At 50.1% G+C, this 19,356-nt stretch carries 5 protein-coding genes; all 5 read left to right on the forward strand.

Going from position 1 to position 19,356, the window contains the following annotated elements:
- The first annotated feature begins 198 nt into the window (after positions 1 to 198).
- The gene (locus HGO26_RS02940; RefSeq protein WP_168823209.1) at positions 199 to 1,068 is read left to right on the forward strand and encodes a helix-turn-helix domain-containing protein; all 870 of its coding nucleotides are present in this window, start codon (positions 199 to 201) and stop codon (positions 1,066 to 1,068) included.
- The gene (locus HGO26_RS02945; protein ID WP_168823211.1) at positions 1,065 to 9,200 is read left to right on the forward strand and encodes a type I polyketide synthase; all 8,136 of its coding nucleotides are present in this window, start codon (positions 1,065 to 1,067) and stop codon (positions 9,198 to 9,200) included. Before HGO26_RS02940 ends, HGO26_RS02945 begins: the two co-directional genes overlap by 4 nt.
- Positions 9,197 to 11,452, forward strand: a complete 2,256-nt coding sequence (locus HGO26_RS02950; protein WP_168823213.1) for a PfaB family protein — start codon at positions 9,197 to 9,199, stop codon at positions 11,450 to 11,452. Before HGO26_RS02945 ends, HGO26_RS02950 begins: the two co-directional genes overlap by 4 nt.
- Entirely contained in the window at positions 11,449 to 17,454 is a 6,006-nt protein-coding gene (locus HGO26_RS02955) for a beta-ketoacyl synthase N-terminal-like domain-containing protein (RefSeq protein WP_168823215.1), read from the forward strand. The genes HGO26_RS02950 and HGO26_RS02955 overlap by 4 nt, the downstream gene beginning before the upstream one ends.
- Positions 17,455 to 17,573: 119 nt before the next feature.
- Positions 17,574 to 19,220, forward strand: coding sequence for an eicosapentaenoate synthase subunit PfaD (pfaD, locus tag HGO26_RS02960; protein ID WP_168823217.1), 1,647 nt, complete (start codon positions 17,574 to 17,576; stop codon positions 19,218 to 19,220).
- Positions 19,221 to 19,356: the final 136 nt, after the last annotated feature.

Here is a 19,356-nt window from a genome sequence, read left to right on the forward strand (position 1 = left end):
ACGAAAGCCAATAAATTCCAGTCCCAGATGATTGTATCGACCCGAAACCTCAGGTAATCTGCATCCCCATTAAGTGACACAGATGATAAGCACAGGTTTTACGATGAGTGTCACTATGTTCTTCAAGAGTGCCACAGCTGACTCAGCCAAAATGGCTTCTCAGTCCCAATAGATTATGTCGGATGATAATTATTATTAATGGCAGCTCGCGACTCTCAATCTAAAGCGCCGTCTTACGCCCCCAAGAGCACGACTCAAGCGGCGAAAAAAGACAGCGCACCTCGGCATCGCAACGCCACCACCACGCCTGAAATGCGACTCTTTATCCAGCAATCGGATCTGAGCGTCAGCCAGTTGGCAAAAATTTTAAATATTACTGAGGCAACAGTCCGTAAATGGCGGAAGCGTGAGTCCATTAGTAACAGTTCGAACACGCCCCATCACCTCAATACCACGCTCACGCCGATGGAAGAATATGTGGTGGTGGGATTACGCTATCAACTCAAACTCACCTTAGATAGATTACTTCAGGTTACCCAAACCTTTATTAATCCCAATGTGTCGCGCTCCGGCCTTGCCCGTTGCTTAAAGCGCTACGGCATATCGCGGCTCGATGAATTTGAAGCACCGCAAGTCCCCGAACGCTATTTTAATCAATTGCCTGTGACGCAAGGCAGCGATATCCAAACCTATACGGTCAATCCAGAAACCTTGGCTAAGGCGCTCGCATTGCCGAGTACCGACGGCAATACTGTGGTGCAAGTGGTGTCACTCACCATACCGCCGCAGCTCACTGAGCAAGCTCCAAGCTCAGTACTATTAGGCGTAGACACAGCAAGTGATTGGATTTACCTCGATATTTATCAAGACAGCAATACCCAAGCGACCAATAGATATATCGCCTATGTCCTCAAACATGGGCCGTTTCATTTACGAAAGTTGCTCGTTCGCAACTATCACACCTTCTTAGCCCGTTTTCCCGGTGCCCATGGCACGCCAAAGACAAGCGCGGCTAAATCCCAAAACAAGGTCACCGTATCCAGGTCGACCCGTGGAGACTCTTTATGAGCCATACCCCTTCTGTACCTAATTCTGCGACTGAGTCAAAAAAAGATAAACGACTCAACAAACGTTTAAAAGATATGCCCGTTGCCATCGTCGGCATGGCCAGCATCTTCGCTAACTCGCGTTATTTAAATAAATTTTGGGATTTGATCAGCGAAAAAATCGATGCCATTACTGACATCCCAGACACCCATTGGCGCGCCGAAGATTACTACGATGCCGACAAAAGCAAAGCCGATAAAAGCTACTGTAAACGCGGTGGTTTTTTACCAGAAGTCGACTTCAATCCAATGGAATTTGGTCTGCCACCCAATATTCTTGAGCTAACAGATACCTCGCAACTGCTGTCGCTGATTGTCGCCAAAGAAGTGCTCGCCGATGCAAATCTGCCCACCGATTATGATCGCGATCGTATCGGCATCACGCTAGGCGTGGGCGGTGGTCAAAAAATCAGTCAGAGCTTGAACTCGCGCCTGCAATATCCAGTATTGAAAAAAGTATTCAAAAGCAGCGGCCTGAGCGATGAAGACAGCGAAATGCTGATCAAAAAGTTCCAAGACCAATATATCCACTGGGAAGAAAACTCTTTCCCAGGTTCACTCGGTAACGTGATTGCAGGCCGTATCGCCAACCGGTTTGATTTTGGCGGCATGAACTGTGTGGTCGATGCAGCCTGTGCGGGCTCGCTTGCCGCTATGCGTATGGCGCTGACTGAACTGACCGAAGGTCGCAGCGACATGATGTTAACCGGCGGTGTCTGTACTGACAACTCGCCGTCCATGTACATGAGCTTCTCAAAAACGCCAGCCTTCACCACTAACGAAACCATTCAACCCTTTGATATCGATTCAAAAGGCATGATGATCGGCGAAGGGATCGGCATGGTCGCGCTTAAACGCCTTGAAGATGCCGAGCGCGATGGCGACCGAATTTATGCCGTCATCAAAGGCGTTGGCGCCTCATCTGACGGTAAGTTTAAGAGTATTTATGCGCCGCGCCCTGAGGGCCAAGCTAAAGCTCTCGAACGCGCTTACGACGATGCGGGTTTTGCCCCGCACAGCATTGGCTTAGTTGAAGCCCATGGCACGGGTACTGCCGCAGGTGATGTGGCTGAATTTAATGGCTTAAAATCAGTATTTGCCCAAGGCAACGACACAAATCAACATATCGCGTTAGGTTCAGTAAAATCCCAAGTGGGCCACACTAAATCCACAGCAGGCACTGCTGGGGTGATCAAAGCCGCGCTAGCGCTGCACCACAAGGTATTGCCTGCGACCATTAACGTTAGCAAGCCTAATCCAAAACTGAATATCGAAAGCTCACCATTCTATTTAAATACCGAAACTCGCCCATGGTTCCAGCGCGCCGATGCAACGCCGCGCCGTGCAGGTGTAAGCTCCTTTGGTTTTGGCGGTACGAACTTCCATCTTGTATTAGAAGAATACAAACCTGAGCACAGCCGTGACGAGCAATATCGTCAGCGCAGTGTGCCGCAAACGCTATTGTTTGCCGCAGCCAATAAAGCCGCGCTGCTTAGCGAGTTAAAAGCTGCGCTGAGCCAAAACGTGAACACAAGCGCAAACGCGAATAAGAGCAGCGCTGCGAGCCTAAACGCTATCGCTCAGCAATATCCGCTGCGCGTGCTGGCAGACACAGATGCCCGTTTAGGTTTTGTGGCTAAGGATATCGCTCAGCTGCAAGCTCAGCTAAATCAATCGATTGCGCATTTAGAAACCAATGCAATTGAAGTGTGGCAATTACCTTCTGGTATCAGCTACCGCTCTCATGCCTTAGTGGCCAAGAATGAATCAAAGAAAGTAGCCGCCCTGTTTGCCGGCCAAGGTTCACAATACCTGAACATGGGCCGCGAACTCGCCTGCCATTTCCCGGAAATGCGCCAACAAGTGACGGCCAGCGATAAGATATTTGCTCACCACGGCCAAACGCCGTTATCAAACATCCTTTACCCTATTCCGGCATTCGATGCCGATGCGGTTAAAGCCCAAGAAGCGGCGCTGACCAATACCCTGTTCGCCCAAAGCGCCATAGGCGCGATTTCAATGGCGCAATATTCGCTATTAACGCAAGCGGGTTTTGCCCCCGATATGGTGGCGGGTCATAGCTTTGGTGAATTGTCAGCCCTTTGTGCGGCAGGCGTGATTTCCAATGAGGATTACATCGAACTGGCTTTCGCCCGCGGACATGCCATGGCGCAAGTGCCGAGCGATACTGGGACTCAAGTTGATTTAGGAACCATGTTCGCGATTATTCTTAAGCAAAAGAATGATATCGATGCGATCAATAGCTGTTTAGCCCAGTTTGATGGCGTTAAAATTGCCAACTACAACGCACCGACACAATTAGTCATCGCAGGTGGCACAGAACAAACTCAGCTGGCCGCTAAAGCCATTAGCGAACTGGGCTTTAAAGCGATTGCCCTGCCTGTCTCAGGCGCGTTCCATACCCCATTGGTTGGACACGCACAAAAACGCTTTGCCAAAGCCATTGATAAAGCAAAATTTAGCGCACCTTCAATCGCGCTTTATGCCAACGGCACAGGTCAACTACACTCAAGTGATGGCAAAGCGATTAAAGCAGAATTTAAGCAACACATGCTGCAATCGGTTCGCTTTAGCGAACAACTGCAGGCCATGTATGACGCTGGCGCCCGTGTGTTTGTTGAGTTTGGCCCTAAAAACATACTGCAAAAGTTAGTTGAAAATACCTTAGGTGAACACTTAAATGAGCTTTGCCTTGTCAGCATGAACCCGAATCCTAAGGGCGACAGTGACAGTCAATTACGCTTAGCCGCAGTGCAACTCGCGGTAGCCGGTGTGGCGTTAACTGAGGTTGACCCCTATCAAGCCGTCACGTCACAAGAGATTGCCGAGCGTGAAGCGCCATCAGCGATGAACATCAAACTCACCGCCACTAACCATATTAGTGCTGCGACCAAAGCTAAGATGGCCAAATCCCTCGCCACAGGCAGCGTGACTAGCCAAGTGCAATATGTGGATCGCATTGTTGAAACGGTTGTCGAAAGAGAAGTCGAAAAAATCGTTGAGAAAGAAGTCATCGTCGAAAAAGTTGTTGAAAAAATAATAGAAGAGGAAGCGAATCAAGTGGCAACTGTTGAAATGAAACAAAAATCCTCAAGCGTGACGCAAGGCTTAAACAATCACCAGCAACAAGCAACTGCGCCGTTGAGCCCAAGCACATCAAACGTCAGCAGCGATGCGTTAACGGCATTTTTCAGCGCACAATCTCAAGCGGCGCAGTTACATCAACAGTTTTTAGCTATCCCGCAGCAATACGGCGATACCTTCACGACACTGATGACTGAACAAGCCAAGATGGCAAGCCTTGGCATTGCAATCCCTGAAAGCCTGCAACGCTCGATGGAAATGTTCCACCAGCATCAAGCGCAAACCCTGCAAAGCCACACCGAATTTATGCAGCTACAAAGCAGTAGCAGCCAAGCGGCCTTGGCGATGTTAAACAATGCACCGATTAACTTTACTCCAGCAGTTGCAAGTCAGCCACGAGCAACTGCGCCAGTTCCAGCGCCTGTTGCGGCAACGACAGTGGCACACAATGCCGCACCAGTGACTCAAGCTGTTGCAACGAGACCAGCAGTTAGCACATCTGTTGCGCCTATTGTGCAAACGGCTCCCGTTGCTTATGCACCAGCTGTGACTGTACAAGTTGCGCCAGCAACTCCTGCTGCTCCAGCATTAGTCATGCCTGCTGTAGTGATGCCAGAAGTGACACCTGCGGCACCAGCAACGAGCGGCTTAAGTGCTGCACTTGTTCAACAAACCATGATAGCTGTGGTTGCAGATAAAACAGGCTACCCCACTGAAATGCTAGAGCTTGGCATGGATATGGAAGCCGATTTAGGTATCGACTCCATCAAGCGCGTTGAAATTTTAGGCACAGTACAAGACGAACTGCCGGGCTTACCTGAACTCAGCCCAGAAGATCTGGCCGAGTGTCGTACCTTAGGTGAAATCGTTGACTATATGCAAAGTAAGCTTACACAAAATGACAAGCTTCCAGCAGTGGGTTCAATTATCGTAGCGCCTATTACTGCTGCAAATGTTGCAACTCAAGTGGCAACAGCCGCACCTGCCGTTAACGGTTTAAGCGCTGCGTTAGTACAACAAACCATGATGGTTGTGGTGGCTGACAAGACAGGCTACCCCACTGAAATGCTGGAGCTCAGCATGGATATGGAAGCCGATCTCGGTATCGATTCGATTAAGCGCGTTGAAATCTTAGGCACAGTGCAAGACGAGCTGCCGAGTTTACCTGAGCTCAGCCCAGAAGATTTGGCTGAGTGCCGTACCTTAGGTGAAATCGTTAACTACATGAACAGCAAATTGCCAGCGTCTGACCAAGTTGTCGTTTCTACAACAGCGCCAACAACTCCTGCAGCCAGCGGTTTAAGCGCTGCACTTGTTCAACAAACCATGATGGCTGTGGTGGCCGACAAGACAGGCTACCCCACTGAAATGCTGGAGCTCAGCATGGATATGGAAGCCGATCTCGGTATCGATTCAATTAAGCGCGTTGAAATCCTAGGCACAGTGCAAGACGAACTGCCAGGTTTACCTGAGCTCAGCCCAGAAGATTTGGCCGAGTGTCGCACCTTGGGTGAAATCGTTAACTACATGCAAAGTAAGCTTACACAAAATGACAAGCTGCCTGCAGCGGGCGCAGTTATCGTAGCAACTCATGTGACAACTGCCGCGCCTGCCGCCAGCAGTTTAAGCGCTGCGTTAGTGCAACAAACCATGATGGCTGTGGTGGCCGACAAAACAGGCTATCCCACTGAAATGCTGGAACTGAGCATGGATATGGAAGCTGATCTAGGTATCGATTCTATCAAGCGCGTTGAAATCTTAGGCACAGTGCAAGACGAACTGCCGGGCTTACCAGAGCTCAGTCCAGAAGATCTGGCCGAGTGTCGCACCTTAGGTGAAATCGTTGACTACATGAACAGCAAACTACCTGCGGTTGGCTCGACTTCAACTACAACAGCAGCGCAAGTCACTGTTACCGCTACAACAAATAACGGCTTAAGTGCTGCACTTGTCCAACAAACCATGATGTCAGTAGTGGCCGACAAGACTGGCTACCCCACTGAAATGCTAGAACTCAGCATGGATATGGAGGCCGATTTAGGTATAGATTCCATCAAGCGCGTTGAAATTTTAGGCACAGTGCAAGACGAGCTACCGGGTTTGCCTGAACTCAATCCTGAAGATCTGGCCGAGTGTCGTACCTTAGGTGAAATCGTTAGCTATATGCAAGGCAAGCTAGGCCAAAACGCGGTAAGCCAGAATGCCGCGCCAGTTAGCGCTGTCGTTCAGCCTGAACCTACTATCGATTTACCGCCACACAGTGAGGTGGTGCTAAAAAAGTTGCCAGCGGCGGCTGAGCTAGCGCAACTATCGCCACAGCAATCGTCAAAGCAATCAGCGCAACAAGGTCTGCCACGCGTTTTTGCTAAAGATGCCTGCATTATCATTAGCGATGATGGTCACAATGCTGGCGTACTTGCCGAAAAATTGCATGCTCAAGGTCTAACTGTTGCGGTTGTACGCTCGCCAGAAAGCCTTGTAGCCAGTGCATCACCGCTCAATAGCCACATTGCCAGCTTCACATTGGCGGCGATTGACGATGCCAGCATTGGTGCAGTAATTAATGAGATCAAAAGCTTAGGTACGGTTGCAGGCTTTATTCATCTGCAACCACAACATAAAACCTCAGCAGATACTAAAGGTTTAGTGTTGTCCAGTGCCGCCAAAGCGTCGGTCGAACAAGCCTTCTTGTTCGCCAAGCACTTACAACCGCTTTTAACAACAGCAGCAGCAACCGCCAATACTGGCAGTAGCTTTATCAGCGTCAGTCGTATCGACGGTGGTTTTGGCTATCTTAACCACAGCCAAATTGCCCGCAGCGAGTTAAACCAAGCGGCATTGGCAGGTCTGACTAAAACCTTGAGTCACGAGTGGCCAAGCGTGCATTGCCGCGCCTTAGATATCGCGCCAGCACTTGATGCCAAGCAACTGGCCAATGCAGTGATCGCTGAGCTATTTGCAACCGATAACGTATTGGAAGTCGGTGTTAGCCAAGGCGCAGCCCAAGCACTTGAGCGCGTAACCTTAGTTGCTGGCAAGGCTGATACCAGCCACAGCGCGGCAAACTTGACGAGTGCAGATAAAATACTGGTGACCGGCGGCGCAAAAGGTGTGACCTTTGAATGTGCGCTAAGTTTAGCCAAACGCAGCAAGGCGCACTTTATCCTTGCTGGCAGAAGCAGCCAACAAGCCATTCCCGCTTGGGCACAGGGTAAGAATAACAGTGAACTTAAAGCCGCAGCTATTGCCCACATTCAAAGCTTGGGCGAGAAACCCACGCCAAAACAAGTGGATGCCTTAGTATGGCCAGTTCAAAGCAGCCTAGAAATTGCAGCAGCACTGCAAGCCTTTACCGCTGTGGGCGCGAGCGCCGAGTACTTAAGTCTCGATGTTAACAATCCAGATGCGATCGCCAGCACGATAGTGCCGATCACCGAGTTGTCGCCTATTACTGGCATCATCCATGGTGCGGGCGTACTCGCCGATAAACACATCCAAGACAAAACCTTAGATGAGTTAGCACGGGTGTATGGCACTAAGGTCACTGGTATAAGCAATCTACTTGCCGCACTGGATTTAGATAAATTAAAACTGATTGCCCTATTCTCTTCGGCGGCGGGTTTTTACGGCAATACTGGCCAAAGCGATTACGCCATGTCCAACGACATACTCAACAAAGCCGCACTGCAACTGGCGCAGCAACTGCCAAATGCCAAAGTGATGAGCTTCGATTGGGGTCCGTGGGACGGCGGCATGGTGAATCCTGCGCTGAAAAAGATGTTTATCGATCGCGGTGTTTATGTGATCCCGCTAAAGGCAGGCGCTGAGTTATTTGCTAGCCAATTACTGAGCAACACAGGCGCACAATTGCTGGTCGGTACTGATATGCAAGGCACAGTTCCAAGTGACGAGCAAGCAACTCAAGGTAGCAATCTAAAAAAGCCTGAAGCGGATCTGACCACTGACGCGTCGGATCCGCATGCTTTGGCATCAACACTTGCTGCAATCGCTTTCACGCGACCGCTAACACTGCAGCGCACACTGGACCCTAAGGCAATGATCTTTATTGAAGATCACTGCATTAATGGTAATCCCGTATTACCGACTGTGTGCGCGATTCAGTGGATGCGTGAAGCCGCCTTTGATGTGCTCAAGCAGCCTGTCAAAGTGCAAAGCTACAAGCTATTGAAGGGCATTATTTTCGACACTGCCGTGTTACAAAATGGAGTGTTAGAAAGTGCAGCCCCCATCACGCTGGAACTTGAACTTGCACCGATTGCGTTAACGGATAAAGCCGCGAAAGATTCTGACGAGTGCTTGAGTGGACAATTCAATGCCTTAATCAGCTTTGAAGGTCGTCCGCAATATCAAGCTATTTTAATGGTTGATGACACGGCTATTGATTACTTAGCCACTAACAGCAAAGCAACTGCTTTTGACGCGCACAGTTTGGCAGGACTTTCTGTCATCACAACCGCGAGCAGCCTTTACAGCGACGGCACGCTTTTCCACGGTCCAAGACTGCAAGGTATTGAGTCTGTATTGAAATTTGACGATGCGAGCTTAATCGCCAAGGTGAGCCTACCCCATATTGCGTTAGCGGACTGCGGGAGTTTTGTGCCCAATCTGGCCCCTAAAGGCTCACAAGCCTTTGCGGAAGATTTGTTGCTGCAGGCGATGCTGGTGTGGGCGAGACTCAAATATGGCGCGGCGAGTTTACCATCAAGCATTGGGGAGTTTATTTCCCATGCGCCGTTTGCCTTTGGCGATAAAGGGTATCTAGTGCTCGAGGTGGTGAAACACTCAGGCCGTGCCCTTGAAGCCAATATCACGCTGTATCATCAAGATGGCCGCTTAAGCTGCGAGATGAACAACGCCAAAGTCACCATCAGCAAAAACCTTAACGGTGCATTCTTAGCCAATAAAGTTGCTGCTAATCAAACCGCTGCGAATAAAGCCATTGAAAGCGTGGAGGCAAAAGTCGAGTGAATTTAGCCCACACTTTAGCAACTCTACATAGCAGCCAAACTGAAACGTCGATAGCAGACACTGCTATGACTGAAAAGCTTGCCAAGCCACTGCGTATTGCAGTGTTGCTTGGCGACGCGGTCAATCTTGACTCTCACTCAGCCCAAGTATTAGGGACGTTTGCGGAACGTGAAAGAGTTCAAATTTGCGCTTTAGATGCCAACCAATCAACAGTACATGAACCGTCAGTGCATGAGCAAAGGTCGCTCACTGCGTTGTTAGGCCAAGCAACAACAGCCATTGAGCAAGGCAAGCTCGTTGAACTTAAATTCAATGATGGCAATCTGCCCCAGTCTCTGTATTTACTCGATGGTTTACGCGCCGCCAAACTGCGCCTCCACGCCCACGCGTTTATTGCTGGCTTTGCCGCTGGCAATGAGACTACAGGTGTTGCTAATGCGGCAGCTGTTGCTAATAAGGCATTAGGGGCGACAAAGCGCAATCCAGCACAAACCGTTCAGCATCAGCTTGTCGCCAACACACTCAACGAGGCCTTTGTTGCGCTGCGCCAAGGCGTAACCGCCCTCGCTGCGCGAACACAAGCGCCGCTTCGTGGCGCAACTGATATTAAAGAGGCAAATGGCACAAATCATCAAGCGGGCTATTGGTTTAGCGATCAACATCAAGCACGGGTGTTGTGCCTAAATCTTGTCGCTAAAACGTCAAGTCACGCGGATGAATCTCGACATCTAAACCAAAGTATTGTGCTGACCCAAGGCACACAAGTTATTGCGCCCAAAGCTCTTGTTGATGAAAACCGGCTGTTTGTGCCGATAAGTGCTGACAATATTGATTCACTCATCGCGCAAGTATTGCAACTAGTTAACACACTGGAAAATGGCGCCGGCTTGCACGCTGACTTTCGCGCTGAGCAACTCAAACCTTGGTTTGAACGCTATGATGCCAACGCACCACTGGCATTAGTCTTGATGGCAGCATCGATTGATGACCTCAAACTTGAAGCCAAAGCTATGCTTTCGGCGCTTGAAAATGATGCTGTGCGTCATCATGGTCAGCACTTTAAAACGCCAGCGGGTAGCTGTTTTACCGCTAAGCCGCTAGGGGATGCGGGGCTGACCTTTGTATATCCCGGTGTTGGCACTGTTTACGCCAATATGTTCAATAACTTGCATGAGTATTTCCCCGCGCTGTATCACCAGCTAGAACGTGAAGGCGATTTAAGCGCCATGCTGCAATCACCGCAGATTTATGCGGCAGATGTAAAAAACGCAGCTGGCATGAGCTTAAGCCAGCAAGCGATTAGTGGCGTGGGCGCCAGCTACCTATTCACTAAACTGTTGACCCAAGTCTTTAATATTAAGCCCAAAATGGCGCTAGGTTACTCAATGGGCGAAGCAGCCATGTGGGCCAGCCTAGATGTGTGGCAAACACCCCATGCTATGATCAACGCCACCGAAAATAGCGATATTTTCAACCATGCCATTTCTGGCGAGCTAACTGCAGTCCGCCGAGCATGGCAGCTTAAGGATAATGAATCCATAGTGTGGAACAGCTTTGTGGTGCGCGCCGACAGCAATGAAATCAAAGCATTATTGCCAGAGTTCCCTCGCGCTTACTTAGCCATCACCCAAGGTGATACTTGCGTCATTGCAGGCTGCGAAACAAGCTGCAAAGCCCTGCTTGCCACGTTAGGCAAACGCGGGATTGCCGCCAATCGCGTCACGGCAATGCATACCGCGCCAGCCATGTTAGTCCATGGGCAAGTACAAGATTTTTATACTCAAGCACTAAAACCTGAGGCACTGAAACCTAAGGCGCTGGAAGCGGCGGCGCAAGATCTGCCTATTCGCTTTATTAGCGCAGCACAAACTGCGCCAGTAACCGTGGATAGCCACAGCATTGGCCGCGCGATTGCCGATACCTTTTGTTCGCCACTCGACTTTAGTGCGCTCATTCAAAATGCCACTGAGCAGGGTGCAAGACTGTTTGTCGAAGTGGGCGCCGATAGGCAAACCAGCACACTTATCGATAAAATCAGCCATGCCCATGCAGGCCAAAGCACGGTGCACGAGGCAACAGTCGCCATTGCTTGCAATGCCAAGGGTGCCGATGCGATTACCAGCTTACTCAAGTGCTTCGCTCAGCTGATAAGCCACAGAGTGCCGCTGTCGCTCGCGCCGCTCATTAAGCCATTAAGTGCTAACGCAGCCCCTTTATCATCAGCAGTATCACCACAAGGAGAACCCCAGTGAGTTCTCAGCATTCCCCTACTATTGATAAAACTACCGTGCCTACCATTGCGTCAAACCGCGCATCAAAAAGTGCGTCAAAAATTGCGATTGTCGGTCTTGCGACTCAGTATCCTGACGCCGATAATCCACAAACCTTCTGGCAAAATCTGTTGGATAAAAAAGACTCTCGCACCCAAATCAGCTGCGAGAAGCTCAATGCCAATCCCGCCGATTACCAAGGTGTGCAGGGTCAGTCTGACCGTTTTTACTGTGATAAGGGCGGCTACATCCAGCACTTTGAGTTTGATACCAAAGGTTATCAACTGCCTGAGTCTGCCTTTGACGGTTTAGATGAAAGCTTTTTATGGGCACTAGATTGCAGTCGTAAAGCCCTTCAAGACGCAGGGATTGCACCAAGCGATGCCGTACTGGCGCGCACAGGTATCGTAATGGGAACCTTGTCGTTCCCCACGGCCCGCTCCAACGAATTATTTTTGCCTCTGTATCATCAAACCGTTGAAAAGGCGCTGCAAAACAAACTTAACCAAAGCGCATTTCAGCTGGCTGATTTTGGCAACTCAGTTAACGATCTCAATGCCAATAGCCAAGCATTAAACGTCGCCAATGGCGCCGTTGCTCACACAGCCTCAAAGCTGGTCAGCGATGCGCTCGGTTTAGGAGGCACTCAGTTGAGTCTGGACGCCGCCTGCGCCAGTTCGGTTTATGCGCTCAAACTCGCCTGCGATTACCTGACCACAGGCAAGGCCGATATGATGCTTGCGGGCGCGGTATCGGGTGCAGATCCCTTCTTTATCAACATGGGATTCTCAATTTTCCACGCCTACCCAGATCACGGTATCTCGGCGCCCTTTGATAGCAACAGCAAGGGCTTATTCGCCGGAGAAGGCGCTGGGGTTTTAGTCTTAAAACGCTTAGAAGATGCCGAGCGCGATGGCGATAACATCTATGCCGTCGTTAGCGGCATTGGTTTGTCGAACGACGGTAAAGGCCAGTTTGTATTAAGCCCCAACAGCAAGGGCCAAGTGCAAGCCTTCGAGCGCGCCTATAGTGCCGCAAACACACTGCCTGCCAATATCGAAGTGATTGAATGCCATGCCACGGGCACGCCGCTTGGGGATAAGGTCGAACTCGCTTCGATGGAACGCTTTTTTGAGGACAAACTCGCGGGCTCTGCGGTACCGCTGATCGGTTCGGCAAAATCCAACTTAGGCCATTTACTCACAGCCGCGGGCATGCCGGGGATCATGAAGATGATTTTTGCCATGCGCTCGGGTCGACTGCCGCCAAGTATTAACTTATCAGCGCCGATATCTTCGCCTAAGGGTTTGTTTAGCGCTAAAAATCTACCGACAGAACTGCATGCTTGGCCCGATAAAGCTGGCAATGACCGCCGCCACGCAGGTGTTTCCGTGTTTGGTTTTGGCGGCTGTAACGCGCATTTATTGCTGGAATCTTATGCTGCCAATACAAACAAAAAGAGTGAACAACCGGCTGCCGTTGTAAGTTACCAGCACACGCCATTAAATATCATTGGTTTAGCATCGCACTTTGGGCCTTTAACCTCCATTAATGCACTGGATAACACGATTCATGCTCGGCAAGATGCCTTTATCCCGCTGCCCGCTAAACGCTGGAAAGGCTTAGATAAACATCCTGAGATTTTAGCTAACTTTGGTTTGCCCTCTGTCCCGCAAGGCGCCTATATCGACCAGTTCGATTTTGACTTCCTGCGCTTTAAAGTGCCGCCCAATGAGGATGATCGCCTGATCTCCCAGCAACTGCTGTTGATCAAAGTGGCCGATGAAGCGATTCGTGATGCGAACTTAAAGCCCGGTGGCAAGGTTGCAGTATTAGTGGCGATGGAAACCGAACTGGAATTACACCAGTTCCGTGGCCGCGTAAATCTACACACACAACTGGCCGACAGCCTTAAAAAACAAGGAATAACACTCACACAAGCTGAGTATCTCGCCCTTGAAAAAATCGCCATGGACAGTGTGCTCGATGCCGCCAAACTGAACCAATACACCAGTTTTATTGGCAACATCATGGCGTCACGCATCGCATCCCTTTGGGACTTTAACGGCCCCGCCTTTACCATTTCGGCGGCCGAGCTTTCGGTCGCTCGCTGTATCGATGTGGCCGAGAACCTCTTGTCCCAAGAGTCCTTAGATGCAGTGGTGATCGCCGCCGTCGATTTAAGTGGCAGTTTAGAGCAAGTGATCCTCAAAAACGCCGTATCACCAGTGGCATTTACTGCCACTGACGCAGGCTGGAAAGTCGGTGAAGGTGCAGGCGCATTAGTGCTCACGACAGCGCAATCAAGCATTGAAGTTCGCAATAACGATGCCAATGCCCAAAGTAATAGCAACAGCTATGGCGACAGTTATGGTCACATCAGCGGCCAAGTGTTTGGCCCTATGTGTGACCCACAAGGTCACAGCAACGCTGCGCGTATTTGCGATGACTTGCTAACCCAAGCCAAGGTGAATAGCAGCCAGATTAGCTTGATTGAAACCAGTATTGCGGTTGAGCAACTTGCCGATTCAGAGCTGGTACTCAATACGCTGCTGCCGAGTGTGAACCAGCGCAGCCAAGCCGCTGATACCCTAGGCCACAACTTTGCTGCTGCGGGAATGGCGAGTATTTTGAGCGCCCTGCTTCAGCTTAAAAATCATGAGCAGCTTAAAAATCACGGACAATTTAAAAATCATGGGCAATTAAAAAACCAAGTACAGCAACAAGCTAATCAAGTGCAGCACGCACTCGTTGCTACTTTTAGCCAAGGTAAATGCTCGCAGTTACTGCTCAGCCAAAGTGCCACGCAAGCGCACAGTTTGCAGCAAAGGCTTGAACAAGACTTAACGCTTTCTGAGCAAAAACACTTAATAAAACAAGTAACGCTCGGTGGCCGCGATATCTATCAGCATATCCTTGATACGCCGCTCGCAGGCCTTGATGCTATACAACAAAAAGCCCAAGCCATGACAGCACTGCCAGCGCGCAGCCAACGCAAACATTTTGCCCAAATAGCGAGCAAAGACACGAGTCGCTTTGCAATAAGCAGCCCAACCACGGCTCAACAAAAAGAGACATTAAGCAGCATGCCAATGAATGCCCTAAGCACGCCCAATAACAACGCCACTCAAGCAGAGCTAAAAGACGCGGCATTTTTAAGCAATCAGCAACTCGCCCGTGAGGCGCATTTAGCCTTTTTGCAAAGTCGCGCTGAAGGACTGAAACTGGCCGATGCCTTGATGAAAGCCCAGCTTAAGGGCGAACTGACATCAATTGGCCAAGCTGCGCCAGTACAACAGCAAGCCATAGTTCTAGCATCTGCGACAGCGGTTCTTCCACATCCAGTGCTTTATCCCAATCATGCAAAAGTGCCTCTGTACACGCCGCCAACACCGATAAGCAAGCCTTGCATTTGGGATTATGCGGATTTAGTCGAGTACGCCGAAGGTGATATTGCTAAAGTATTTGGCCCAGATTACGCCATTATCGACAGCTATTCGCGCCGTGTACGCCTGCCAACCACAGACTATTTACTGGTATCTCGGGTAACGAAATTAAACGCCCAGATGAACCAATATCAGCCTTGCACTATGACCACGGAATACGATATTCCTGTGGACGCGCCGTATTTGGTCGATGGCCAAATCCCTTGGGCCGTGGCGGTTGAATCGGGTCAATGCGACTTGATGCTGATCAGCTACTTAGGTATCGATTTTGAAAATAAAGGCGAGCGCGTTTATCGTCTGCTCGATTGCACCCTGACCTTCCTTGGCGACTTACCGCGCGGTGGCGACACCCTGCGCTACGATATTTCCATCAATCACTTTGCCCGCAATGGCGATACCTTGTTGTTCTTCTTCTCCTACGAATGTTTCGTGGGCGACAAGCTAATCCTGAAAATGGATGGCGGCTGTGCCGGCTTCTTCACCGATAAAGAGCTGGCCGACGGCAAAGGTGTTATTCACACCGAAGCTGAAATCAAAGCGCGCAACTTCGCCTTGAATAATCCGAATAAACCGCGCTTTAATCCGCTGCTTGATTGCGCGCAAAACCAATTTGATTACAGTCAAATCCATAAATTGCTCGGCGCCGATATCGGTGGCTGTTTTGGCGGCGCCCATGCGGCGCATCAAGCCCAATATGGTTTGCAGCCCTCTTTATGTTTTGCATCCGAAAAATTCCTGATGATTGAACAAGTCAGCAATCTTGAGGTGCATGGCGGCGCGTGGGGCTTAGGCTCAGTTCAAGGCCATAAGCAGCTCGAAGCTGATCATTGGTATTTCCCGTGTCATTTCAAGGGCGACCAAGTGATGGCGGGGTCATTAATGGCCGAAGGTTGTGGTCAATTACTGCAATTCTTTATGCTGCATATTGGTATGCACCTCGGCGTTAAAGATGGTCGTTTCCAACCGCTCGAAAATGCGTCACAAAAAGTGCGCTGTCGCGGTCAAGTTTTGCCGCAATCTGGCCTGCTCACCTATCGCATGGAAATCACCGAAATCGGTATGAGCCCGCGCCCGTATGCTAAAGCGAATATCGATATTTTGCTCAATGGCAAAGTGGTAGTGGATTTCCAAAACCTTGGGGTGATGATCAAAGAAGAAGCCGAATGCACCCGCTACCTCGCGGATAATGCCAACAGCACAGCTAACAATACGACTAGAAATGTAGCTAAAAATGCTGTTTCGGCTGCGCCGTTGGTTTCAACAACATCAGTATCGTTAGCGGCGCCACTGATGGCACAGTTGCCTGATTTAACTGCGCCAACCAATAAAGGCGTAGTGCCGCTTAAGCATGTGCCTGCGCCGATTGCGCCAGCGGATTCAAAGTACGCCAACCGCGTGCCCGATACCCTGCCGTTCACGCCGTATCACATGTTCGAATTTGCCACGGGTGATATCGAAAACTGCTTCGGCCCTGATTTCAGCATCTATCGCGGCCTTATTCCACCGCGCACGCCTTGCGGTGATTTACAGCTCACCACCCGCGTCATTGCGATTGACGGCAAACGCGGCGAGCTGAAAAAGCCTTCTTCGTGTATCGCCGAATACGAAGTGCCTGCAAATGCTTGGTATTACAATAAAAACAGTCATCACGCCGTGATGCCCTATTCAGTGCTAATGGAAATATCACTGCAGCCAAACGGCTTTATCTCGGGCTATATGGGCACAACCTTGGGCTTCCCCGGCCAAGAGCTGTTCTTCCGTAACTTAGACGGTAGCGGTAAGTTGCTGCGCCACGTGGATTTACGCGGCAAAACCATAGTGAACGACTCACGTCTGTTATCGACTGTGATTGCTGGCAGCAACATTATTCAGAATTTCAGCTTCGAGTTAAGCTGCGATGGCGAGCCTTTCTACCAAGGTAAAGCGGTATTTGGTTACTTCAAGGGCGATGCGCTGAAAAACCAACTTGGCATAGACAACGGCAAGACAACTCAACCTTGGCATGTGCAAAATGGCATAGTCGCCGATAGCCAAATCAATCTGTTAGATAAACAGCATCGCAGCTTTAACGCGCCAGAAGGTCAGCCGCATTACCGTTTAGCGGGCGGTCAACTTAACTTTATCGACAAGGCTGAAATCGTAACAGCCGGCGGTAAAGCGGGCCTTGGCTATTTATACGCCGAGCGCACCATTGACCCGAGTGATTGGTTCTTCCAATTCCACTTCCATCAAGATCCGGTAATGCCAGGCTCATTAGGGGTTGAAGCCATTATCGAGCTAATGCAAACCTATGCGATTGACCAAGACCTTGGCGCTGGCTTTAAGAGTCCAAAATTCGGCCAGATATTATCGGATATCAAATGGAAGTATCGCGGCCAAATTAACCCATTAAACAAGCAGATGTCGCTGGATGTGCACATTACCAGCGTGACTGACGATAATGGCAAACGCATCATTATGGGCGATGCTAACTTGAGTAAAGATGGCCTGCGGATTTATGAAGTCAAAGATATCGTCATCTGTATTGAAGAAGCTTAATGCGGTAAATTCTATTTATTGAATCACTTAAAAATAATCCTGCCGCTGCGTTGGCTTTTTACACCCGAACTTTTTACCCAGGTAAAAGCAACGCAGCAGCAATAAAAACGAGACCCAAGATGACTAGCCATACTCTAGATCAATTCAATAGTAATAACGAAAAACTCAGCCCTTGGCCGTGGCAAGTCAACGATGCCGCGCTGAGCTTTGATATCGACGCATTAGGCAAAAAACTCAAAGATTTAAGCCAAGCCTGTTACTTAGTGAATCACAGTGAAAAAGGCTTAGGCATAGCGCAAACGGCCGAAGTAACAACAAGCGACAGCCAAGCGCCACTAGGCTCACACCCCGTCAGCGCCTTTGCGCCCGCCCTTGGCACCCAAAGTTTAGGCGACAGTAATTTTCGCCGCGTACACGGGGTTAAATACGCTTACTACGCTGGCGCTATGGCCAACGGTATTGCCTCGGAAGAACTGGTTATCGCGCTAGGTCAAGCGGGCATTTTGTGCTCGTTTGGCGCGGCGGGGTTAATTCCATCCCGCGTTGAAGCGGCCATTACTCGCATTCAGGCGGCGCTGCCTAATGGTCCTTATGCTTTTAACTTAATTCACAGCCCAAGCGAGCCCGCATTAGAGCGCGGCAGTGTTGAGCTGTTTTTAAAACATAAAGTGCGCACGGTCGAAGCCTCGGCATTTTTAGGTTTAACGCCGCAAATCGTCTATTACCGCGCGGCGGGTTTGAGCCGCGACGAACATGGCGAGATAGTCATTGGCAACAAAGTCATCGCCAAAATCAGCCGCACCGAAGTCGCGACTAAATTTATGGAGCCGGCACCGGCCAAAATCCTCCAGCAACTAGTGAGTGACGGCCTTATCAGCCAAGACCAAATGGCGATGGCGCAACTCGTGCCGATGGCGGACGACATCACGGCCGAAGCTGACTCTGGTGGTCATACCGACAATCGCCCGTTAGTCACGCTATTACCGACGATTTTGGCGCTCAAAGATGAAATCCAAGCTAAGTATCAATATAAAACGCCCATCCGTGTGGGCGCAGGCGGCGGCGTCGGCACACCCGATGCAGCATTAGCCACCTTCAACATGGGTGCGGCATTCATCGTCACAGGTTCTATCAACCAAGCTTGCGTCGAAGCGGGCGCCAGCGAACACACCCGTAAGTTACTCGCCACCACAGAAATGGCCGATGTGACTATGGCGCCTGCCGCCGATATGTTCGAAATGGGCGTGAAATTACAAGTGGTTAAGCGCGGTACTTTGTTCCCGATGCGCGCCAATAAGCTTTATGAGATCTACACCCGTTACGATTCGATTGATGCCATCCCTGTGGACGAGCGTAAAAAGCTCGAAGAGCAAGTGTTCCGCTCATCACTCGATGATATTTGGGCGGGCACTGTCGCCCACTTTAACGAGCGCGATCCTAAACAAATCGAGCGTGCACTGGATAACCCCAAACGTAAGATGGCGCTGATTTTCCGCTGGTATTTGGGTCTGTCTAGCCGCTGGTCAAACACAGGTGAAATCGGCCGCGAAATGGATTACCAAATCTGGGCTGGCCCAGCGCTCGGCGCATTTAACGCTTGGGCAAAAGGCAGTTATTTAGATGACTATAAGGCCCGTAATGCGGTGGATTTAGCCAAACATTTAATGGTGGGCGCAGCATATCAATCCCGCATTAACCTGCTGTTATCCCAAGGCGCGAGCATTCCAGTTAGCCTGCAGCGCTGGAAACCGCTAAATCGTTTTTAAGCACTACGGGACAATAGAGACATCAAGTAGGGACTCAACTCCCTGCTTGATGCAGTCTTCTTCACTACCTCGTTAAATCGAAGCGCCTACGTTATTGCCAATCTAATCTCTTGAGTTATAGGCTTTGTTTGTGCCA

It is taken from the genome of Shewanella oncorhynchi (assembly GCF_012584455.1).
Taxonomy (GTDB): domain Bacteria; phylum Pseudomonadota; class Gammaproteobacteria; order Enterobacterales; family Shewanellaceae; genus Shewanella; species Shewanella oncorhynchi.

Bases quoted from the DNA above. Each gene is read 5' to 3' on its own strand.
- HGO26_RS02945 (WP_168823211.1), top strand. From the start codon at position 1,065: ATGAGCCATACCCCTTCTGTACCTAATTCTGCGACTGAGTCAAAAAAA.
- HGO26_RS02940 (WP_168823209.1), top strand. From the start codon at position 199: ATGGCAGCTCGCGACTCTCAATCTAAAGCGCCGTCTTACGCCCCCAAG.
- pfaD (WP_168823217.1), top strand. From the start codon at position 17,574: ATGACTAGCCATACTCTAGATCAATTCAATAGTAATAACGAAAAACTC.